Annotated in this window: 18 protein-coding genes and 1 pseudogene; 13 read left to right on the plus strand and 6 right to left on the minus strand. The window is 60.0% G+C overall.

Features of this window, described 5'->3' with window-relative positions; genetic code table 11:
• The first annotated feature begins 91 nt into the window (after positions 1–91).
• Genes AC1Z32_RS11230 through AC1Z32_RS11240 form a run of 3 tightly spaced genes read left to right on the plus strand, consistent with a single transcriptional unit; the run spans position 92 to position 2,725 of the window.
• Complete coding sequence (locus AC1Z32_RS11230; protein WP_483478769.1) at positions 92–628, plus strand: phosphonopyruvate decarboxylase; 537 nt, start codon at positions 92–94, stop codon at positions 626–628.
• Positions 628–1,218 (plus strand): thiamine pyrophosphate-dependent enzyme, encoded by a 591-nt coding sequence (locus AC1Z32_RS11235; protein WP_483478770.1) that lies wholly within the window; start codon positions 628–630, stop codon positions 1,216–1,218. The genes AC1Z32_RS11230 and AC1Z32_RS11235 overlap by 1 nt, the downstream gene beginning before the upstream one ends.
• Before the next feature lie 28 nt (positions 1,219–1,246).
• Positions 1,247–2,725 (plus strand): aldehyde dehydrogenase, encoded by a 1,479-nt coding sequence (locus tag AC1Z32_RS11240; protein WP_483478771.1) that lies wholly within the window; start codon positions 1,247–1,249, stop codon positions 2,723–2,725.
• 350 nt (positions 2,726–3,075) lie between these two features.
• Here the strand turns inward: AC1Z32_RS11240 and AC1Z32_RS11245 are convergent, their stop codons facing one another.
• The 3 genes from AC1Z32_RS11245 to AC1Z32_RS11255 all read right to left on the minus strand — a co-directional run bounded on the left by AC1Z32_RS11245 (position 3,076) and on the right by AC1Z32_RS11255 (position 5,050).
• Positions 3,076–3,594 (minus strand): hypothetical protein, encoded by a 519-nt coding sequence (locus tag AC1Z32_RS11245; RefSeq protein WP_483478772.1) that lies wholly within the window; start codon positions 3,592–3,594, stop codon positions 3,076–3,078.
• 29 nt (positions 3,595–3,623) lie between these two features.
• Complete coding sequence (locus AC1Z32_RS11250; protein WP_483478773.1) at positions 3,624–4,691, minus strand: extracellular catalytic domain type 2 short-chain-length polyhydroxyalkanoate depolymerase; 1,068 nt, start codon at positions 4,689–4,691, stop codon at positions 3,624–3,626.
• A 194-nt stretch (positions 4,692–4,885) separates the two neighbouring features.
• Positions 4,886–5,050, minus strand: coding sequence for a hypothetical protein (locus AC1Z32_RS11255; protein WP_483478774.1), 165 nt, complete (start codon positions 5,048–5,050; stop codon positions 4,886–4,888).
• Between the two features lie 264 nt (positions 5,051–5,314).
• Here AC1Z32_RS11255 and AC1Z32_RS11260 point away from each other — a divergent pair, with 264 nt between their 5' ends.
• The 8 genes and pseudogenes from AC1Z32_RS11260 (at position 5,315) to AC1Z32_RS11295 (ending at position 16,545) form a co-directional block, all read left to right on the plus strand.
• The gene (locus AC1Z32_RS11260) at positions 5,315–6,751 is read left to right on the plus strand and encodes a glycoside hydrolase family 1 protein (RefSeq protein ID WP_483478775.1); all 1,437 of its coding nucleotides are present in this window, start codon (positions 5,315–5,317) and stop codon (positions 6,749–6,751) included.
• Positions 6,752–7,332: 581 nt separating this feature from the next.
• On the plus strand, positions 7,333–8,544 hold the full coding sequence (locus tag AC1Z32_RS11265; protein ID WP_483478044.1) for a tyrosine-type recombinase/integrase: 1,212 nt from the start codon (positions 7,333–7,335) through the stop codon (positions 8,542–8,544).
• Positions 8,528–10,774, plus strand: coding sequence for a hypothetical protein (locus AC1Z32_RS11270; protein ID WP_483478045.1), 2,247 nt, complete (start codon positions 8,528–8,530; stop codon positions 10,772–10,774). The genes AC1Z32_RS11265 and AC1Z32_RS11270 overlap by 17 nt, the downstream gene beginning before the upstream one ends.
• Positions 10,775–12,181: 1,407 nt before the next feature.
• Positions 12,182–12,310: pseudogene (locus AC1Z32_RS11275) on the plus strand (dihydrolipoamide acetyltransferase family protein); the annotation flags it as partial.
• Positions 12,311–12,598: 288 nt separating this feature from the next.
• A complete protein-coding gene (locus tag AC1Z32_RS11280) occupies positions 12,599–12,931 on the plus strand; it encodes a hypothetical protein (RefSeq protein WP_483478776.1) in 333 nt (110 codons plus the stop codon).
• A gap of 940 nt (positions 12,932–13,871) precedes the next feature.
• Complete coding sequence (locus AC1Z32_RS11285; protein WP_483478777.1) at positions 13,872–15,149, plus strand: MFS transporter; 1,278 nt, start codon at positions 13,872–13,874, stop codon at positions 15,147–15,149.
• A 67-nt stretch (positions 15,150–15,216) separates the two neighbouring features.
• Complete coding sequence (locus tag AC1Z32_RS11290; RefSeq protein ID WP_483478778.1) at positions 15,217–16,146, plus strand: LysR family transcriptional regulator; 930 nt, start codon at positions 15,217–15,219, stop codon at positions 16,144–16,146.
• Positions 16,147–16,221: 75 nt separating this feature from the next.
• A complete protein-coding gene (locus AC1Z32_RS11295; protein ID WP_483478779.1) occupies positions 16,222–16,545 on the plus strand; it encodes a hypothetical protein in 324 nt (107 codons plus the stop codon).
• Positions 16,546–16,645: 100 nt separating this feature from the next.
• Here AC1Z32_RS11295 and AC1Z32_RS11300 read toward each other — a convergent pair whose 3' ends face one another.
• On the minus strand, positions 16,646–17,995 hold the full coding sequence (locus AC1Z32_RS11300; protein WP_483478780.1) for an MFS transporter: 1,350 nt from the start codon (positions 17,993–17,995) through the stop codon (positions 16,646–16,648).
• Positions 17,996–18,450: 455 nt separating this feature from the next.
• Here AC1Z32_RS11300 and AC1Z32_RS11305 point away from each other — a divergent pair, with 455 nt between their 5' ends.
• Positions 18,451–18,930 (plus strand): MarR family winged helix-turn-helix transcriptional regulator, encoded by a 480-nt coding sequence (locus AC1Z32_RS11305; protein WP_483478781.1) that lies wholly within the window; start codon positions 18,451–18,453, stop codon positions 18,928–18,930.
• 41 nt (positions 18,931–18,971) lie between these two features.
• On the plus strand, positions 18,972–19,094 hold the full coding sequence (locus tag AC1Z32_RS11310) for a hypothetical protein (protein ID WP_483478782.1): 123 nt from the start codon (positions 18,972–18,974) through the stop codon (positions 19,092–19,094).
• 281 nt (positions 19,095–19,375) lie between these two features.
• On the opposite strand, the gene AC1Z32_RS11315 is transcribed toward AC1Z32_RS11310, so the two are convergent.
• Both AC1Z32_RS11315 and AC1Z32_RS11320 read right to left on the minus strand, forming a co-directional pair.
• A complete protein-coding gene (locus AC1Z32_RS11315) occupies positions 19,376–21,349 on the minus strand; it encodes a flavin-containing monooxygenase (protein ID WP_483478783.1) in 1,974 nt (657 codons plus the stop codon).
• Positions 21,350–21,444: 95 nt separating this feature from the next.
• Positions 21,445–22,395, minus strand: a complete 951-nt coding sequence (locus AC1Z32_RS11320) for an alpha/beta hydrolase (protein WP_483478784.1) — start codon at positions 22,393–22,395, stop codon at positions 21,445–21,447.
• Positions 22,396–22,461: the final 66 nt, after the last annotated feature.

Raw genomic sequence — 22,461 nt, forward strand, 5'->3', positions numbered from 1 at the left:
ATCGAATGCAGGAATCACGAAATTCTATTTCAAGACTCAAGGAATAGCGAACTATGATGCCTCCATCGAAGCCGACTTTCGTGGAGGAACAATGAGTTCGACAGAGATGCAAGCTCCGGCCTGGCAGCAGGAGATTTTCAAGGTTCTGAAAGAAGGGGGCGTGAAGCAGGTGGCGTACGTCCCCGATGCGGGACATTCGCACGTTATTCGCAGCGTCATCGCCGATCCCGAGATCGAAGACGTGGTGCTCACCACCGAGGAGGAAGGTGTTGCGGTGACGAGCGGCGCGTGGCTCGGCGGGCAGCGTGCAGTCCTGCTCATGCAAAGCAGTGGCGTTGGCAACTGCGTGAACATGTTCTCGCTGCTGTCGAGTTGCCGGTTCCCGTTCCTCACGCTCGTCACGATGCGAGGCGAATACGCCGAGTTCAATCCGTGGCAGGGGCCGATGGGAAAGAACACGCAAGCTGCATTGGAATTGATGGGCATCACGGTCTTGCGCGCGGACGATCCGGAGCAGGTCGGCGAGATCGTCAGCGCGGGATTCGACGCCACATTCGAAGCGGGCGAGCAGGTCGCCGTTCTGTTGTCGCAAAGCCTGATCGGGCGCAAGAAATGGGAGAGAAAGTAATGTCGAATCGAAACGATGCCATTGATCGCCGAGCCTTCGTTGCAGGCCTCGTTGAAGCGGTGCCCGATGCATTGATCGTGACCGGCCTGGGATCAGCGTCATATGACGTGTTCGCCGCTGGCGACAGAGATCGCAATTTTTATCTGTGGGGCGCAATGGGCGGCGCTGCCTCTCTTGGTCTCGGCCTCGCGCTCGCGCAGCCGAGCAAGCCAGTCATCGTCATCACAGGCGATGGTGAGCAACTGATGGGCATCGGCAGTCTCGCCACGGTTGGCGCGAAGCAGCCGAAGAATCAGTCGATCGTCGTGCTCGACAACGGCCATTTCGGTGAAACGGGCATGCAGCGCAGTCATACCAGCCTCGGTACGGATCTCGTTGCCGTAGCCAAAGGCTGCAATTTGTCCGACGCACGTCGCGTTCAGCGCATCGATGAGCTTCACGACCTCGTCGAACGGATTCGTACAAAGACCGGGCCGCTTCTCGCGCAGGTGCTCATCGCGGCAAACGAGCCGCCGCGCGCACTGCCTCCGCGCGATGGCGTGTTCGTCAAGAACCGCTTCCGTGCGGCGCTGGGTTACCCAACGTTCTAAGGCGCTTCATTTCTACGAAGAGAGTTCGATGGAACACTATCGTCACTATGTCGACGGTGCGGACCTGAATCCCGCATCGGATGAATGGTTCGCGAGCGAAAGTCCTTTTACAGGCGAGGCGTGGGCGCAGATCGCACGCGGCAATGCTGCCGACGCCGAACGCGCGGTCGAAGCCGCGCACCGCGCCTTCGCTTCGGGCGAATGGCCGTCTCTGACCGCGAGCGCTCGCGGTCTGATGTTGAATCGCGTCGCGGATCTTATCGCTCGTGACGCCGCGAAGCTCGCCGAAATCGAAGTACGAGACAACGGCAAGCTGTACTCCGAAATGCACGCGCAATTGAGCTATGTGCCGCAATGGTTCCGGTATTACGGCGGGCTGGCGGACAAAGTGCAGGGCAGCGTCATTCCGCTCGACAAGAAGGGGTATTTCAACTACACGCGGCACGAACCGCTCGGCGTCGTGACGATCATCACGCCGTGGAATTCGCCGCTGCTGCTGCTGACCTGGAAGCTGGCGCCCGCGCTCGCCGCGGGTTGTACCGTGGTCATCAAGCCGTCCGAGTTCACGTCGGCGTCGACGCTCGAATTCGTGCGGCTGTTCGAGGAAGCGGGTTTTCCGCGCGGCGTCGTCAATGTCGTGACGGGCTTCGGCAATGAAGTGGGCGCGGCGCTCGTGTCGCATCCGCTGGTGCGCAAGATCACGTTCACCGGAGCGGACTCGACCGGCCGGCGCATCAACGAGCAAGCCGCCAAGGATCTGAAGCACGTTGGGCTGGAGCTGGGCGGCAAGTCGCCGAACATCGTTTTCGACGATGCCGGTCTCGAAGATGCCGTCAACGGTGCGGTCTCGGGCATCTTCGCGGCAACGGGGCAGACGTGCATCGCCGGATCGCGTCTGCTCGTGCAGAAATCGATTCACGACGAAGTGGTCGATCGCGTCGTGGCGCTCGCGAAAACCGCGCGCATGGGCGACCCGATGAGCGCGGATACGCAGGTCGGTCCCATCACGACGCGTCCGCAGTACGACAAGGTGCTCTCCTACATCGGCATTGCGCGGGATGAAGGCGCGCGTCTCGCGCTGGGCGGCCGGAAAGCAACGCGGGCCGAATGCGGCAGCGGATGGTTCATCGAGCCCACGATCTTCACGGGCGTCACGAACGACATGCGTATTGCCCAGGAAGAGGTATTCGGTCCGGTGCTTTCCGTCATTCCTTTCGGCGATGAGGAAGAAGCCGTCGCCATTGCCAACGACGTTCGCTTCGGTCTTGGCGCGGGCGTCTGGACGAGCGACATCAGCCGCGCCTTCCGTATGGCCGAACGCATTCAGTCCGGCACCGTCTGGGTGAACACCTACCGCGCCGTCAGCTACATGTCCCCCTTCGGTGGCTACAAGGACTCGGGTCTTGGACGCGAGAACGGCATCGACGCGATCAACGATTTCCTGCAGACGAAGAGCGTCTGGATCAATACAGGAGCAAGGACAGGCAATCCCTTCGTGATCCGTTGATCCGAAGGCTGCAGCGGCCCACGCTGTCCCGCACTCGAAAACCATGCCGAAGCGACGTCAGATCGCCGGCTTACGGAATTGAATGGAGACATCGTGACTGTTGATACTCTGGGCCGAAGCATGGCCGTGCCGCGATCCGACACGCGGCGTTGCATCGCACGAAAACGTGCATTTGATGAAAGACGTCCACGAGAGGCTCCGTAAGGCTTATTGGCGTGCTTGTTCGCTTTGAATGTTCTCGAGGGTTGAAGGGTTCGCCGCTTGCCCGTGCTACGCCCCGGCTCATCAAGAGCCAGGGCGTAGCCGGCGCAGATAGGGTCCCGCCTATGATGCCCGCAATAAGGCCTTCGTCAGGGGGCGGGGACCGCATTGCGCGGCGGCGCCGAGGCTGTGACCGTCTCCGGGTGCAGCTTCTCGTGGATCCAATAGGAGTAGGAGACGTGGGCGTTCTCCAGCAGCGAGATTAAGTTCGTGAGTTGGTCGCCGACCAACTGACCGAACTGGCCCACAAGGTTGAACTCCTGCTCCACGAGCTTCGACATCGTGTTCGCCGACATCAGTTGCTCGCGTTGGTGGAGCAGTGCGGCCCAGCCTTTGAGCCACGCCTGGTTTTGCTGGATCAGGCGCCTCGCAAACGCCTCCTGCAAGTGAAACTGCTCGCCCCACGTCGAGCGGTCGGCCCCGAGCGCGAGCAGCTGCGCGGTGTCGATCCGGGTGCTGGCCGCACGTGCGATCCAGTCGCTCGTCAGCGACTGAAACTTCAGCGCTTCCTCGATGGCGATCGCGCGCGGGATCGGCTGTGACGGCTGCAGTTGCACCGGCGAGACCGGCACGAGGGCAGCGGGCAGGGAGATAGGGTTGTGCGTCATATCAGTGTCCGTGCGTGATGTGGGGAAGGTCAGCCGCCGAGCCGGCTCAGCATGCCGTGGATCGCCTTGATCTGGATTGCGTCGCGCGAGTAGTAGTCTGGGTGGACCGGGTGCTCGCTCGTGTACCCCCACCAGTCCCAGCAGCCATCCGGGTTCTGGATCGACCCGCCGTCGGCACCCTGCGCCTGCGGGTACAGCACGATGATGTCGTTGCTGTCCGCGAGCTGGTTGTAGCCGGTCGTCGTGATGTACCGGTTGCCGTAAGGTGGCTGGTTCGCGGTGTCGGGCCGGCCGCGCAGGTAATCGGTGTAGTTGTAGCCCTGCTTGCAGCCGTGCAGCGCGATGTGCACGCGCGCCTTTGCACCTTGCTCGACCGCGAGCGGCACGTACGCATAGCCGAACTGGCTCATGCTCGCGCGCGCCTCGTTGCCGAAGAACTCGGTCTGGTCGAAGCGCACGAGCCGCCCAGTCAGGCGCTCGGACGCAGGCTTCAAGTCGTGGTAGATATGATGCAGGATGTGGTACGACTGCATGAAGCCACCATTGTTGATGTATGGTGGCTGGTTCGTCGACAGCGGCGAATCCTCAGGATTGTCGGTGAGGATCGAATGACCAGCGGGCACGTTGTCGACGTAGAGAATATTCTGGCGCGCGACGCCGATCAGTTCGTAGAACTCACGCGTGCGCTTGACAACGTCCGAGTAGACGACCTGGTCGCAGCTTCCGGTGAAGATGTACACGCGGTCGTCGGCGAGATGGGTCAGCGGATCGATCTCGCCGGCATTCGCGGTTTCGTGCGCGAGCTGGGCGAGGCGGTACGGATTCGGCCCCGTGCCCGGCGTCAGCGGACTCATGCAGATGTACTCGGCGTTCAGCTCGTACGCGTCCTCCGCGAGCGGGGCCGAATGTGGGAACGACTCGGAGCAACGGTACGGCCCGCCGGCGATGACCCCCACCCCCGTGAAGCTGGACGAATGCGCGAGGTGCAACTGCACGGTCATGAACGCGCCTGAAGAGAGGCCGGACACCGAACTCCTGCCCTTCTCGACGTTGTATGAGCCGAGTTGCACGACCCCTGAGTTGATACCAGTTGCCATTGGTTTTCCCCGGTTTGACAGCCGGGCCGCCCGGTGCAATGGCCCGGACCACCCGGCTGGTTGATGAAGTCAAGAAAGCGTCTTTGCAACCCTTTGCCTTGCTTCGTCTGCCCTGATTGGTTTTGTCCGCTGGGCCTGCGCCTTATTGGTATAGGTGATATTGCGCAACGCAGCAAGACTATTCTTCAGATAATTTATGACGGTTGTAAGACGGTTTTGGGCGGGTTGAACCCATGTACCGGGCCGCCCTTCGGGGTGAAGTGAACGAGCACAAGCAACTCGACCGCCGAGCGGTATGAGAGGACGATGTCGATCTTGGCGTTCACGCACTGGCATTCGTTGCGCGAATCGATAATCATTGAAAGGCTTCCTTGGTCGCCCCGTGCTGGTGCGATGTAGCGAGCGACAAACGCGTGACTTTGATCAGTGACGCGTGCTGCACGCGGCCGGATCCTCGACTGGTTTCGTATCGCGATTCACGTTGGTGAACGACGTCCCCGGCATCGCAAGGGCCTTTCGATCAGCCGCAGCACTGCCGAATCCGCGCTTTGAGCCAGCTTGTCAACTATCGTATGGGCCACGAAGCGACAGATGCGCTGGACTGAACCGTCAGGAGTGCAATCATGTTCCACCGGAAACTGAAAGACTTTCCTTCGGATTTTCTCTGGGGTGCCGCCTCGGCGGCTTATCAGGTAGAAGGCGCCTGGAACCAGGACGGCAAAGGCCCGTCGGTGTGGGATTCTTTTACCAAGATTCCCGGCAAGACCTTCCAAGGCAGTAACGGCGACGTGGCAGTCGATCACTATCACCGCTTTGCCGAAGACGTGACACTGATGGCACAGATGGGCATGAAGGCGTACCGGTTCTCCGTGAGTTGGCCGCGCATATATCCGCAAGGTCGGGGCGAGGTCAACGAGGCAGGGCTTGCATTCTATGAGCGCCTGATTGACGCATTGATCGCTCACGGTATCCAACCTGTGCTCACGCTGTACCACTGGGATTTGCCACAAGCATTGCAGGATGCATACGGCGGCTGGGAAAGCCGCGAGATCATCGCGGATTTCGAGCGCTATTGCGTCACGCTGTTTCAGCGCTTTAGCGGTAAGGTCAGGTATTGGGTTTCGCTGAATGAACAGAACTTCAACTTCACCAACGCCTATCAGTTGGGCACTCACCCTCCTGGCGTAGAAGACCGGAAACGTTTCTTCGCTGCCAATCATGTGGCCTTCCTGGCCAATGCCACAGTGATTGCAGCTTTCCGCCGGCACGTACCCAACGGCCTGATCGGCCCTAGCTTTGCCTATTCGCCTGCGTACCCGGCCTCCAGCGCGCCTGCCGACATTCTGGCTTTTGAGAACGCCGACGAGTTCACCAATTACTGGTGGCTGGATCTCTATTGCTTTGGCCGCTATCCGCAAGCCGCGCTGCATTACCTGCAGCAAACTGGCGAAGCGCCCCGCATTGAACCGGGCGATCTGGAGATCTTTCGTCGCGGCTTACCCGACTTTGTCGGCGTGAACTACTACTACACCACCACGTTTACCGAGAACCCGCTCGATGGTGTGGGCATGAAGCGTATCAACACCACAGGCCAGAAAGGCACCACACCATCAAGCGGCGTGCCCGGCCTGTATCGCACCACCGCGAACCCGAATCTGGAAACATCAAACTGGGACTGGGCTATCGATCCTACTGGATTGCGTATTGCGATGCGTCGAATCTCCAGCCGATACGCGCTACCAATGATGATTACCGAAAACGGTCTGGGTGAATTCGATACGCTGAACGCCGATGACACTATTCACGACGCCTACCGCATAGCCTATCTGAAAGGTCATGTCGAAGCCTGCCAGCAAGCGATCAGCGATGGCGTGCAGTTGCTGGGTTACTGCGCGTGGTCGTTTACCGATATCCTGAGCTGGCTGAATGGCTATCAGAAGCGATATGGATTCGTATATGTTGACCGTGACGAGACCGACGAAAAGGACCTGCGCCGGATACCGAAAGACAGCTTCTATTGGTATCGAGACTTGATCGCCAGCAATGGTAAAAAGCTTTGATAAGAATGCGCAACGACATGAATATTTGCTCGGCGGCTACGCTGACACGTCGGGTGCATTCGACGATTTTCGGAGGCCTCAACCTCGGTGATGACGGTGGCGGTCCTGTGATCTATTACGACGATGCCCGGCTGTAGCATCGGAACGCAAGAGCACCGCAGACGAGGCGGCTGACGAGTGACCGTTGCAACTTGCGGTGGTCGTGGATAGTACGACGAGGTGAAGGGCGGAAGTGAGTAGGTCTGGTAGGGAAGTTCGGCGGTGATGTTGCGACCGCCGGGCGTCGTGCGCCGTCATGTATCGCCAGATACTTTATCCACAGAGTAGATAGCGCAAGTTGCTTGAATCGCTTGCGCAACCCTCTATATTTAAGGTTGGATAGGCATTAGTAGCGTTGAAGGATGGCCTCCGATCACCCCTGCCCGGTAAGCCTGTTCCTCAGACGTTCGACCAATGAGGATGGAACACCCTGCCTACTTGTAACGGATGCGCAGGGCCGTGCGAATCGCCCGTTAAGTTACTTCGTTCGATACGCTCAAAGACGGTATGCGCCGACCACCGTTAGCGTTTATGCGCACGCGATGCTCCACTACTTTTCGTGGCTAATTGGGAAGCGGCGGCGGTGGGATAGCAACGTCGCGGGGGTCCGCGCACTCTGCGCGCAGTTTCTCTGCGAGGTCCTGCGCTGTCATGCCCGCGAGCGACGCGGGCAGTTTGTCGCGGTACATGCGACTGTCGCTAATCCTGCGGAAGTGCGCGCCTTCCTGGCGGCGGCGCGAGCGTTTTATCGGTTCGCCATCGACGCCGGCCTATATGCCCAGCCCGACCCGCTAGGCCGTAGTGCAGACACGACGGGTGTGGCGTTGCTCCGACACCGTCGCGACGATTATCCGGCGATGCCACAGGCCAGCGGCGTTCAGCCGTTCGAGGCTGCACCTCGAGGTCGTCACACAGCAGCGTATTTCGTGCTCGTAAACGAACGCTGGATCCCGCAGATCATCGATGATCCGCTATTCCCGCGCCGCATCCTCGATGCCGGCCGTGCGGCCGGTTGGGGCCTGCGCGACCAGCTGGTCACGCGTTTGCTGTTCGAGACCGGCGCGCGGATCAGCGAGGTATGCGGCTTGACTCTGGGTGACTGGCATAGCCATGGATTGCGCCGCGAGGTTAGCGCTTTCAGTAAAGGCAGCGGTCAACGGCGCGTTAAGACACTGCGCTTCAGCGAAGCGTCTGCCAAACTGCTGCGCCGGTATGTGGATCACGACCGCTGTGCTGTCGATCCCGATCACTGCAATCTGGCCGATTACCTCACCCACGACGCACCTGCACGGTGGTCCATCAGGCCACTTTTCCTGACCTCACACCATACCGCGCTGACCGCGGCCACCTTCCGCGATCTCGCGTGGCGCCCCGCGTGTCGCCGAGCCAACATCAGCGCAAATGTCCATCAAACACGGCATTGGTATGTCACGCAAGCGATGCGAGAAATCTACCGCACGTTTGCCGCTGGCCTCGCTCGCGACCGTGCCATTGACGCCCTTATCACGTACATGAACTGGCGTAGCGGACGCGCGACGCTTGAGCGCTACGATCACTACTTCCGCGACCTTGAGCATGCGGACCTTCAGAACACGCTGCATGCAACCATTGATCGTGCATTGCGCGCGCGTAAGCCGACCTTCGACCTTCCGAGCTCCCCCATCGCACCACGCTCGGTGCCGGATATAGTGGCAGATCCACACTGGCAATTCCTTCAGCATCTGGGAGGTGCGAACGATGAACTCCCGCCGTGAAACACGAGTCGACATGCGAATTGACCAGTTTCAGTCACTGCCTGACCTGCCACGGCTGATCAAGCATGCACCCGCGACTGAAGGTGATATGCAGAGTGGCGCCGAACTTGGACGGGTACCGCCTCCCGTCGTTCACTATCTGCTGCGTCATGTACTCGGCAAACCGTGGTACGGTCATCTTGCGCTAGCAGCGCTCGTGATGGCCGCACAGCGCTATGAACACAGCACGATCTACAGCGCGGTGTCGATAGTGAGCGCGAAGCTGCAACTCATCTTCGGTTATCGGCATCAAGGGCACCTGCTTAGCGACATGCCCGCATTTTTTGCCAGCCTTGACACCTATATGCGACCGTATCTGGATGGCACCGTCGGAGACGATCCGCAAGAAGTCCGTATCAGCTTCTTTCAGCGGTATCAGTCCGTCGCCAGCGCGGAACTGCTGTGGTTGCGGGGGTTATCCACTGCTCAACGCAGGCGCTTTGAGCCTTGGCTGCTTAAACATGCGAACCGGTCACTACATGATCCGTGGCTTAATATGAAGCCGATCGAGCAGGCCCGTCAGCAGCGGCGTAAAGAAGACACCGATGTATTGATGCAGGTGTATCCCGATATTCGAAGTGAAGCGCACCTGCGATGGAACTGGTTCATCCGGTTTCGTACCGCCTATCGCAACGCACTGCGTAACGCCGAATCGTCAGGTCTTCCGTGCAAGCCGACCGAATATACCTACATAGACGGCAACTGGCGCATGCACATGAGGATATGGACGGTGGACGCGCTTCTGGCTGCGTATCCGATGCTTGCGCGTCGCGCTAGCGCAGCCGTGCCGCCTCCTGATACACGTTTGCCCGAACTCGTTTCAATGCAGGAGGTCGGGACCGACCGCGAACTGGACGTCAGTGCCACGGTGTGGTTCGCTGATCTGCTCCGTTATGCATCAGATCGTGCACGAAGTACCGAAGCCGCTGCATGGCGCCAGGCGTGGGGATATGCCGCTCTCTCATTCAACACCCTCAACCCCGGCGTGCTTTTTCCACCGTGGCAAGTATTTCTTGTCCGGGCGCAAGCGTGCTTGGGCCGGGTGCTGATACCAGTTGAACAGGTCTTTCACGCGTTGACTTTCGGCGTCATGGCGGTCGACGTGCTCACGACCACTGGCGCCCGCATGAACGAGCTTATGCAAATCAGCCTGAACCGGCACTGTCTCGTGCGCTTGATTCAGCCCGCTCCGCCGGGCGCAGCGGATGAGTCGCCGAGGATTCGATACCTGTTTCGACTGATTCCAAAGGGCGAGCGCCGCAATGTCCGGCACGACTTTTTCGTGGGCGCGGAAACCGTCAGGCTGCTCGCCAAGATAGGCCAGATCCTGGCAGCACACTACGGCCTACTCAGCACAGATCCCCTCCCTCCGGTCCCATTCGACCCGCTGAATAGGCGAGCCCACCGTTTTGGCGTTGAACCTTATCTATTTCAGTTTGAGCACCGACATCTTTCGGCGATCACGATCAGTTCGTGCTTGCGATTCATGGTGCACGGAATGTTACTGCGGACGGCTTCGGGCAGGACAGTTTTTCTCCGACCTCATCTCCTGAGACACGGATTCGCCACGCATGCAGTCCAAATTCAAAAGATCCCGGTGGATATTGTCGGTGCCTGGTTGCACCAGAAGAGCATTCCCGTCACTCGATACTATTCGCAACCGACAGCGACAATGATCGCGGACGCCGCCGACCGGTATTTGGCCGCGATCGCCAGCAACATCGACGTCGAAGAGGCGGTCCTCCGCTCTCCTGCTGAATTACAACAACTGTATCGCGACGCCGCGATGCGGACCGGCACGCTCGCCGAAGTCGTCGGAGGGCATTGCGGGGCGCATGGCCTCTGCAAGGTGCAGTTTGCTTGCATTGGCTGCGCGGCCAAGATACCGGATCCGTCGAAGCGTTCGCAGGTTGAGCAGCGGCGCAACTGGGCCGAACATGAGATCAGTTACTACCGCAAGGAAGGGCTGCTTGCCGACGTGAACCGGCTTGGGCAGCTCATTGCTGCCGCAGACACCGAGCTTCGGGAAATGGACCTCATCGAGCACTACCGGGCCGACGAGGCACGGCGCCCTGAAACGGAGGAACATCATGCCATCAAGCCAACGTCCGTGGCTGGCCCGCATTCACCAGGCGCGTCGAGCACACACGCTCGATCTCGTGCGACGCGCCATCGCCGCTCTGCAGGGTGAGCGTCGGGCAGTCACCATCTCGGCCATCGTCACTTCGTCGCGAGCGCTTGATCCGGACGGAAAAGGTATCAGTCATAGCGCATTGCTCAACAATGCAGGTGCACGTCGTCTGTATGAGGACCACCGGGACTGGCGACCACGGAAGCCGCGCCGACGCCCCGCAGCTCCCGTCGACGCACAAGTGCTGCCTATGCCGGCGAAGCTCGACCGGGATATCCGCTCGACTCGACAGCGCCTTGAACGTCTGACCAAGATTGAACTAATCGACCGACTCATCGCGGCGGAACGCGCCTACGCGGCACTGTACTTCTGCTCATTGAAACTGCAGGCCCGAGCCGTTGAGGAGGAGTGGCAAGCGCTGGAAGCGCGAAGGTTGTCCACTGTTTTGCGGGATAACGCTGTGGATAAGAGCGGCGAAGCCCTTACCACACAGCGTAGGCGTCGAGCCAGCCGAACGTGATGCAAATAATGTGTTTACCAAACCCACAAGGGCCGATGGTCTACGTCCCTTCGGACATGACTTCTGCAGAGGTCGCCTGCCTGGACTCTTGGAGCAAAATGACGCATCAGCACACGCGTCCGACGAGAACCTACAGTAAGCGAAGTTTGACTGACGTACTGACGGGTTAAGATAGCTCCGTTCTCAACCTTTCTGACATCAGTCATGGCGCCACGGGACGGTAAATATCTGGCCACTTGCAAGGAGCGGAATGCGTTGTCAGCTGCGATAAACGGCCATAGTGCTGTTTGGCCACAGGCGCAGTGCACGATAGCAAAGGGAATCGCAATTTTTAATCGTGACGGGAAGGAAGTGTGGAGTTGCAACGCCGCGTACGCGGAAGTGCATTTCAAACTTGACCGAATCACCTGACCTTCGCTGGGACTGTCGGAATTCTCCAGGGACATACTTCTTCGATCCGATCTTCGCTCTTGCCCACAACTCGCAGATGAACGATATACGACACTAGCGCATAGCGTCATGCGTGTGAAACCTGACTCTTCCGCAAGTAGAGCGCGGTCGTTATAAAGAAACCGTGGACAACCCTGTTGAAAAGCAAGTCCGTACGACGTCGTCTACTTCCGGCATGAACCTCGACTAGCGTTAAAGGGAGCAAGGCGTCTATGGCCTCGTTGCAGTACTTTCGACGACGCAGCAAGGTAGATCTGAAATATCGTTCTCGCGAGGTGGATGGTTCAAAGGTTGGGGTAATGCAACTAATGGTCGAAAGCCACCACCCCATTAAAAAGCTTCGCCACCAATGCCCGACCAACTGGTGGGAATACGGTCGAATCCGTTGCTGAAAACCTTAAACCTTCAACGTCCGGGCATCGTCTGCGTTAGGGGCGAACCAAAAATACATTTCGAGGGCTCCCCGCGCCGGAGCAGGACGAAGGTAAGGTTGCTTGGAGTTGCGCAACAACACGATCACCTTGTCGAACTTCGGCACGATCGCCGGCAAGTACGCGGCTTCGATTGTCGTGCCGCTCAGTCTCACCTTCGATCACCGGGTCGTCACCGGTGGCGAAGCCGCGAGAAGCCGCAATGGATCAACCGATTGCGCAAGCCGCACTGCACACGCCAGCTTTGTTCTTTGTCCTCGACCATCCGGGCCGCCGAGCGTGAATTTGAGGACCCAGTGTCGAACGCCCGCCGATGTCAACAACATCTTTGCACGCAATAGCCATCGTGACAGTCAACGCTTCCAATCCGCGTGTGGTGAAAATGTCAAAGGACAGGCAGTCGTATTTTTGAAATGTATTTTTTGAGGGCCATCATAGGGCAACGAGCTGTGAATCAGGTTCGAAGCCAAATGGAGGCATGTCATGAGCAGCGCGCTGGTTTGGGCGGCAATCCCTCACAGCAGTGATGGGGTCGTGTTCCAGGTTCGCGTGATTCGCGGACTTCAACGTTTTCATATCCCACGCCGGGCGCTTGAGGAGGCTTTCGACCTGGCACCTCATGCATCGGATGCAGAGCAACTCGAACTCTTCTATCAGCACACGACTCTCATCCTGAGGCAGGCCATGCGGAAACGTCCGGTTGCGGGCGCTGACACCGCTGCACTTCAAACTGCCGATTTCACCACCGCCGTGGAACTGGGACGGGGCACAACGGCGTACCTTTCGGAAACGCTGGGGTCTCCGGCTTCAAACTAAATCGCTATTAACGAGAACGGTCGTTGGTGTATGGGAACGTCGAAGATCAAGAACGGGTCGGCACCACTTCAATGAAGAATCCCGTTGGAGTTCTTCGCACGCGCGGTCGAGATAGTGCTCAAGGAGAGTGAACTGAAGGACGCACGGGGCTATTGCCCGGATCGGGTCCAGTGGGACCATGCGGTAAGGCAGTGCGGCCACGTCCAGTCACGTCATGCAACCGGCCGCGTCTTCGTGGCCGCCTAGACAGATTCCCTTCTGTTCTACGCTTCCCGCCGCTCGTCTCGAGCCACGCATTCAACTCCAGTTCGGACAGCAGCAGTGCGAACGAGGAGGGCAGCCGCCTACAAACGGCGCGCCGTCCCGTGACAGTTTCCCCGGGGAAACTTCGAGGCTGCGCGACTCGCCGGCAACGGCGCGACGGCGGAGGCCGCAAATCGCTGACTCCAGTTCGGCGTACTTGGTCCCCGGGTTGCGCGGCAGAGCGGCTGCACGTTCAGCGGATCGACGACGCCCCGCGGAGACAAGAAGTTCCTCGACGCCACAGCGAGGTTCGGACCGGTGCCTTGCCTGTACCCGACGCGACGGTCGCGGGCGTCGTGTTTTCCGCCAGCAACGAAGTGCTCACCGGATTGACGCTACCCGATCGGTCCAACGCTTTCGCCGTCGCCGGCACCAAATGAGGCAGGCATGGCCGTGCGTTCGTGTGCGTCCATCCGAAGTAATCCCTAGTGCGCGCGGAAAGCCTCGCCGCGCGACGCGCAAGCACGCACAACACCTTATTTGAGGCCGGCGCCAGCGCCCGCCGCGGCATTGTTTGCAGATCGCGAATGTCGCATTCGCCGATTCTGCCGTTCTGTTCGATTCGCGCCTGAGTCACTCTCCATTCCGTCGGCGCCACCTTGCGCGGCCGCCGCGGATTCTGACTCAGGAGACAAGGATGAAATCGAACCGGTGGGATACGTCCTACGAATGGAAAGCCGTAACGCTGCTTGGGCTTGGATTCGGCCTGGTGGGTCTCGACCGGTGGCTGATCGCGCCGCTCTTCCCATCGATCATGAAGGACCTGCATCTGACCGCGCAGGATGTCGGCAACTGCATCGGCATACTGGGTCTGTCATGGGGCGTGTTTGCCGCGCTGATGGGCGGCATCTCCGACAAGATCGGGCGGCGCAAGGTGCTGATCCCCGCGATTCTCGCGTTTTCGCTGCTGTCGGGATTCTCGGGCGTCGCCGGCGGCCTCGCGAGCCTGCTCGCCATTCGTGCGCTGATGGGCGTGGCCGAAGGATCGTTCTGTCCGACGAGCTTCGCCGCGACCGCCGATGCCTCCCATCCGAAGCGGCGCGGCTTCAATCTCGGGCTACAGCAAAGCGGCTTCGCGCTGTTCGGACTCGCGCTTTCACCGATCATCGCCACGCAATTGCTCAGTGTGGTGACGTGGCGCTGGGTGTTCGCGCTGGTATCCGTTCCCGGACTGATTCTCGGGCTCGCAATGTACTTCGTGATTCGCGAACCGCGCACGGCCAGTGAGCCGTCCCTCGGCGATCGGCCAACGCAAAGCGCCGCGCGGCCCGCGCAGGGCAACTGGCGCGACGTGCTGAAGAGCCGCAACATTCCCGTCGCGATGGTCGCGCTCTTCTGCGCGATGACGGGCGTCTTCGTGCTCGGCGCGATGCTGCCGCTCTATCTCACCGATTACCTTTCGCTGGATACGCAGCGCATGGGCATCGTCGTATCGGCGATCGGCTTCGGCGGTTTCGTCGGGCAGTTCGCCCTGCCGGGACTCTCCGATCTCATCGGCCGGCGTTTCGCGAGCATCGCCGGTTTTGCGGGCACGGCGGTCATGCTGTACGTGTTCCGCGGCCTCGGCGCGCAGCCACTCATTCTGTTCATCGTGCTGTTCGTCGCAGCGTTCTTTACGCTGGGCCTCGTCGCGCTGCTCTCGGGACCGGTCGCGACAGAGGCGGCGCCTATCGGCATGGTGTCGACGGCCATCGGCATTGTGGTGGGCGCGGGCGAAATCTTCGGCGGCGGCGTGGCGCCCGCGCTCGCCGGGCTCGTCGCCACGAAGTTCGGAATCCAGAATATTCTATGGCTGCCGATTTTCGCGGTGCTGCTCGGTGTCGGCGTGAGCCTGCTGCTGGAAGAAACCGCGCCCGCCAAGGTGCGCCGCAATGCGCAGACGATGGCGCTGAGCGGAAGCGAGCAGCCCGAGTAAGCAAGGGGCCGTGCGCGCCGCCGCTGCGGATACACTGACATGCTGGACCCGATCGAAAGGAACCAGCATGGATCGTTTTCTCAGCATCGAGGCCTTCGTGCGGGTGGCGGAAACCAGCAGCTTCGCGGAGGCGGCACGGCAGCTCGGCGTCACCGGATCGGTGGTCACCAACCGCATCCAGCAACTCGAACGGTTCCTCAATGCGCCGCTGTTTCACCGCAGCACGCGGCACGTGCGGCTGTCCGATGTCGGCGAGGCGTTCTATCGCGACTGCGCCGAAGTGGTCGGGCGGGTCAACGAACTGACCGACCAGATGCGCGAACTGCGCGCGACGCCCACCGGGCGCCTGCGCGTCCAGATGCTGCCGGGCTTCGCGCTCGGCCACTTCGGCGCGTCGCTGGCCGAGTTCAACCGGCGATATCCCGGCATCCAGCTCGACGTGATCGTCAATGACCGCGTCGTCGATCCTATCGAAGAAGGCTTCGACGTCGCGTTTCAAATCTTCCCGGCCATCTCCGATTCGCTGATCGAGCGGCGTCTCTTCACCGTGCGGCGGCTGTTCTGCGCCGCGCCTTCGTACGTGAGCGAGCATGGCGCACCGCAGCATCCGCGCGATCTTCTCGTGCACCGGACGGCGCTGTATTCCGGCTATCCGTCGCGCAATCGCTGGACGATGACGCGCGGCGATGAAGTCGTCGAGCTCGAATTGCCGGGCATCATCCGCTCCAATTCCGTTCATCTGCTGCACGACTATGCGCTGACCGGCGGCGGCATCGTCTGCCTGCCGACGCTCGTGGCGAGCACGTCGCTGCTGGAAGGCTCGCTCGTGCCCATTCTCGCGGACTACGCGCTCTCCCCGATGAACTTCGCCGCCGTCTATCCCGAGACGCAACGTCAGGGGCTCAAGGTGAAGGCGCTGGTCGAGTTTCTCGCCGAACAGGTGAGCCCCGAGCCCGCGTGGGACGTGCCGCTGATCGAGCGTGGATGGGTGAAGTAGGCTACATTGAGCAACCGATTCCCTGGCAGCCGGCGCGGTGACTAAGAACGTCACCTCTGTAGGACGTTCATCGCGATGAAGGATCAGGACGAACTCAAGCAGGCGCACTGGCCCGACCGCCACGACGGCCACGATAAACCTGGCAAACCCGGAAGACGTAGTTCCCTCAAGGCGACGGGCGCGGTGATGGCGACGGCCGGCATCGGCATCGACGGGCTACCGATGCCCGCCTCCGGCGTCGAACCCGCACCTGCGTTCCGCGGCGCGGCCACCGCGCCCGAGCGTGCGCCTGTGGGCTATACCATTTTCTTCATCCTGACAGATCAGGAGCGGTACTTCGGACACGCGCCTTTTCGGGTGCCGGGCACGAATCGCTGCGCCGCGATTGCATTGAGATAGAACTGCATCGTTTGATGTCCCTGAACGTCATTGAGCTGTCCGCGGATGGACGCGAGAGCAGCACGAAAAGTGCAGATGCGCCAAATCGTGAGCGGGTCGGTTATTCAGACGTGGGACGCGGGACGAGGATCGTGAGCAGGGTGCCGAGCACCCCCACGCTGGCCAGCACGTAAAAGATGGTTTCGAGGGTAAAGCCGCCGCCAGCCAGGTAGCCGCCCAACATCGGACCGGCAACACCGCCCAAGCGACCGAAGCCTGCGCACCAAGCGACGCCCGCACCCCGGCAGTTTGCCCGGTAGTAAGTGGCGACGAAACCGTAGAGCAACGTCTGCGTGCCGCTGGTGCCCAACCCCACAATGGCGACGATCGCCAGTAGCACGCCTAGCGGCGCCCCCAGTGTTAGCAGATAAATGGATAAGGCGCCGACGGCAAAGCACGCTGCGACTACCGGTTTAGGGTTGAAGCGGTCAGCCACCTTTGAAGCGAGCAGTGCACCGATCACCGCACCAGCGTTGAGAACTACAAGGAAAGACAGGGAGCCCTTGGCATTGAAGCCGGCACGCAGCATCAGCTCTGGCAGCCACGTATTCAGGGCGTACACGAGCGTGAGACCGGTGGCGCTCGCCAAACCGAGCAAAAGCGTAGGTAGCGCATAGTAGGAAAGCAGTCCCAGCCAGCCAGACCGGCTGTGCGCAACGCTCTGCGTGGCTGTGGAATCCGCAGGCGCAGCTATTGACGATTCTGGAATCTCGACGCCGGTGCGCGCAGAGATCTCGCGAGCCTCGTCAAAGCGGCCGCGCGAAGCCAGCCACGTCACCGATTCGGGCATCTTGAAATATGCCAATGGCAAAAGCGTGATGACCGGCAAGGCGCCGATCCAGAACAAACCGCGCCATCCAATGTGTCCGAGAAGCAGGATGGCCACCAGGGCGGCCATCAGGCTACCGAGGGGCACGCCTGAATAAACGATAGCCACGCACAGATTCTTTTTGCCCTTGGGCGCAAACTCGGACACGATCGCGCCCGTGGTCGCGACCAGCGCGCCCACCCCGAGGCCGGTGAAAAAGCGCATTGCGCCAAAAGTCGCCATGGTGGTCATCGTTGCGGTGACGGCCATTCCAATTGAGAACCAGCCGTAAGCAAACAGCATGACCTTGCGACGGCCGATATAGTCGGCAACGGTACCGGCCATCAGCGCCCCCACCAGCACGCCGAACAGGGCATAGCTGCCAAGCTGGCCGGCGATCGAAGGAGTCACTGCCCCAATCTGAGAAGGGTCCCGCAGAAAGGTCGATACCACAGCTCCATAGACGACCAGATCGTAACCATCGAAGATTAGACCGAACAGGGCGAGGACCACGACCCAAACGACGGTGCGCAACTGCTTGGCTGCACGCTCAGCGTCATTCGGAATCGGGACGGCGACTGCGCGTGAATTGGCCAGAGACATGATTTGGTATCCTAAATCGTAAGCCTGTTAATTAACCGGATAGAGCGTTCAAGAAGGTCGCGAAAGCCTTGTCGGCGCTTCGCTGTCATGCGTTTCGTGACCAAGCTCAATATCGTAAGTGTACATATGATCAGAATACGTACTAAAATTCGGTTATCAAATGAGGGCTAACCCTTGATGGGCCGAACCTTGGCTCCTGTGAAGATCCACGCCGGGGCGGTGTGCGCGTCGCAAAGGTTGGACGGCAGTGGCGATTCAGGGAGCAAGCGTCGCGGCCTGGGACGGCGGCTTCGCTGGCAGACGGCCGGTCGAGCCTGCCGAAATGAACAATAAATAGAACTTGCGTTCGCACCCGTCGCGAGCCACTGTTTGCAGGGGCTACCGATGTCTGTCGAATCAAGAGCGCGTTAAGAATGCGCTATCCTCAACGGCAAATTCTGTGTCCGCATACTGCAATGACCACTACCCAACCCGTTGACTCCTCCCTTCATGAGCTGCCAGGTCACTATATCCGTCGTCTCCAGCAGCTGGCGGTTGCGATCTTCCTCGATGAGACGTCGGCTTACGGGATCACACCCGTGCAATATGCCGCCATGCAGGGAGTGCATGACTGCCCCGAGATTGACCAACGCTCACTTTCCCGCGCGATCGGTTTCGATGCCTCAACCATTGGCGGGGTCATCGACCGGCTGGAAAAAAGAGGCCTGATGCGTCGCAACGCTTCGGCAGAGGACCGGCGCGTGCGGCTGCTCACGCTAACAGAGGAAGGTGAAACGCTGCTTCGTACAGTACGGCCGGCTACGTTGCGCGCGCAGGTGCGGATGCTGGAACCACTGTCCGAGTCCGAACGGCAGTGTTTCATGTCGATGCTGAAGGTCTTAGTGAATCGATCGGACGGGGAGTTCGATGCTGGTGCTACCGACGGGGCGGACTGACAGATAGCCGATCCTGCTCGATCCTGTCAGCAACCGAACCGATGAACCCGGAACTGAAGAGGGTCGGCGATCGGTTCCGCGCCGACCATCACCTCAGCGAGCAAACGGTCACTGACAAGGCCGAGCGTCAATGCATGATGCGCGTGTCAGAAGGCAAACCCTAGGTCCTTGTGTTGTTCGCGGGTCCAATGATCGGCATCACGTGAGGCGTGCAGGAACGACGGCCGAGCCACGGTTGGTCATCGAGTTGTTTTCCGAGCGGAAAGGTCTCACGTGCGATCAGGTGGATCGTGTCGAGTAGTACGGGCGTGGCGGCAGCGCGGACGGAGCAAGCTTGTTTAGCAAGATCAAGGGACAATCGGCCGACTGCCGGACGCAGCAGTCGGATATCGATGTCTATCGAACGCTCTGGCTTCCCGTTGCGTTGGCCGAAGTTAAATCAGAGTTAGGCAGCTTCGTTGGTCTCAAGAGAGAAATCCTCAGCGATCCGACGGGTCGCCGAATCGATGAATTCATAGTCGGTCGCAACCACCTCATGGGTGCGGCGCCAGAACTCCACAGCGCTAAACGGGAAGTTTTGCGCGACGCGACCCTTGCTATTCTTGTACCAGCTGTTCACCTTTGAGAATCCCCACGCACGTAGTGCGTTTGCTTCATCCACACGCTCATTGAAGCGCTCGAATACGTCCTCTCGCACGTCGATCGCATCGTGTCCCGTCTCGAGCAGAAGGCGCGTCGCATCGACGATGTACTTCGCGGTAAGCTCGGAATACAGAATGATGGTGCCGTTGACCACGAGGTTCGTATTAGGGCCATACATGCAGAACAGGTTCGGGAAACGTGAAATGGTCGTGCCCATGTAAGCGCGGGCGTTTCCGTCCCACATTGCATGCAGATCCACGCCGCCGCGGCCGGTGACTTTCATCGGCATCAGGAACTTCGAGGCTTGGAAACCCGTGCCATAGATGATGACGTCGAATTCGTGATTCACGCCGTTTGCGCAGGAGATGCCATGTTCGGTGATTGCATCGATCTGTGATCGCTCTACGCGCACGTTATCCCGCTTGAGCGTGGCGATCCACGTGCCATTATCACGTACGATGCGCTTGCCACCGATCGGCGAATCCGGTATCAGGACATCGCGCAGGTCAGGGCGGTCCGCAATTTGCGGCTCCATCCATTTTGTGATGGATTCGCGCAACTGGTCGTTCAGAGCAGAGACCGCTTTTTCAGTCGGCGGGAACTGCGGATCGACCACGACTGCATCCAGAAGACCGATGCTTTGTGGCAAGGCGAGCGAGGCACGATACCACATCGAATAATAGGGAATGTTTTCGTGCAGCCAACGCGTGCTGTCACTGACCTTGTGATGCAAGTCAGGCGTCGGCAGGAGCCAGTTCGTCGTGCGCGCAAAAACCGTAACCTGTGCGGCCTTCTTCGCTACCTGTGGAATGAACTGCGCAGCGCTCGCGCCGGTGCCGATGATCCCGACGCGCTTGCCGCTCAGATCGATCGCATGATTCCAGCGCGCAGAATGAAAGGACACGCCCTTGAAATCCTTCTGTCCGGGAATATTCGGCATGCTGGGACGGTTCAATTGCCCAACTGCACTCACCACGATGTTGCTTCGTGAGCTGAATTCTTCTGCTTCCATGCGCAGCGTGAGATTCCACACGCAACTTGTATCATCCCAGTTCATTGCCGTGACTTCGGTATTGAAGCGGATATGCTCGTATAGGCCATATTCGCGAGCCACTTCTTTCAGGTAACCCAGCACGTCCTGGCTGGTGCTGAAATAGTCGGACCAGATCTTCCGGGCAAAAGAGTAGCTGTAAAAGAAACTGTTGATATCGACGCGGCAGCCCGGATAGGTGTTTTCGAGCCAAGTGCCACCCACCTCGTGGTTCTTCTCATAGATCACGAACGGCACGCCTGCTTGCTTGAGGCGCAACGCGGCGACGATTCCGCTCTCACCGGCGCCGACAATCGCGACGTGAAAATCGCGCTCCGGCGCGATCTGCTCCCTGGTCCAGCGAGGCCGTCTGAGATCCTGATCGTTCGTGACAAGTTCTTCTGAAACGAGAGGAAGGAACGGCTCGACTTGCGGTCCGATCAACCATGTCGCCATCTGGTGAAGCTCGTCATAGGTCGGCTTCGAAGGCGCCTGCATTTTTCGATCGCGGAACTCCGTCAGCTTGCGATGGCAGAATTCGCGTGCCTCGCGCTGCTCGCTTTCCGTCATCCGGCTCACCACTTCACCGAATTCGAATGTCGGCCGCCACGCGTCCTTTAGGACGGACATGTCTTGCGACACATGTGCCACAGTCATCAGCAGGGTTGGAATGTCTGCCGACAGGAGGTGCGTGCGCAACGTGTCGTCGTCGACTTCGAGTGTCTTGATGGTGGCGTTGAATTTCATGGTTTGTCTCCGCAGTAGTATGGCCTCGCGCATTGCGGGCACGTGAGTGTCGAACGGGTGGCTGTGGGGAAGGGGCAAGCAATCGCAGCAGACGATTACGCGAGGCTCGTGCGGATTTTCAGCGCGACACACTCGATCGCGTTTGCACTACTCGAAAGCATGTTGACCAGGCTGAAGAATCCATGCATCTGTCCGTCAAAGCGGACGTGGTCGACGCTCACCCCGGCTTTCGAGAGACGTTGCGCGTAAGCCTCGCCTTCATCGCGTAGCACGTCGTGTTCGGCAGTGACGATCACAGCGGGTGGCAGTCCGCGCAGATCCGTAGCGACGAGCGGCGACGCCCGAGGATCGCGCCGCGAGGCCGGATCGGGCGCGTAATGGCTCCAGAACCAGGCCATCGCGTCGCGGCTCAGGAGCAACTGGTTTTCCTCCTGCGTATACGAGGGCGTGTCGAGGTTGCAATTGGTTACCGGGTAGACGAGCACCTGCAATGCAACAGATGGCGTTCCGAGCCTGCAAGCGCGCTGGGTGACGACCGCGGCGAGGTTGCCGCCGGCGCTGTCGCCCGCGACGACAATTTTCGCGTCCGTGCCGCCCAGTTCGTCCAGGTGTTCGACGGTCCAGTTCAACGCCGACCAGGCGTCCTCGACCGCACACGGATAGGGATGTTCCGGCGCGAGCCGGTAGTCGACCAGCACGACCGAGCATCCGGACCGGCTCGCCAGGGTTCGGCCCAGACAGTCGAAATCGTCGATCGAACCCAGCACCCAGCCTCCGCCATGCAAATAAACGATGACGCCCTGTGGATGGTCATTCGGAATGAGCGCGCGCACGCGAAATGTACGATTGGAGTCGGTGCCGACCTCCGAATCGAAGGTCCGTGCCATCGCCGGTCCGTCGCCCATTCGTGCTCTAAGCGTCCCGAGCATCTCGCGTGCTTCGCGCGGGCTCATCGTATGGAACGGCCGCGCGCCCTCTTCGGCCAGTTGCGACAGAAGGGTTACGGTCTCTGCGTCCAGCGCCATCTCTATCTCCTTTGATGCCACGCTTCTTCGGCGCGGCGTTGTCGAAGTTCGCCCCTGAGATACCGGATGCGAAGGCATGGTCCCAAT

This window comes from Caballeronia sp. 11_S32, from assembly GCF_056930355.1.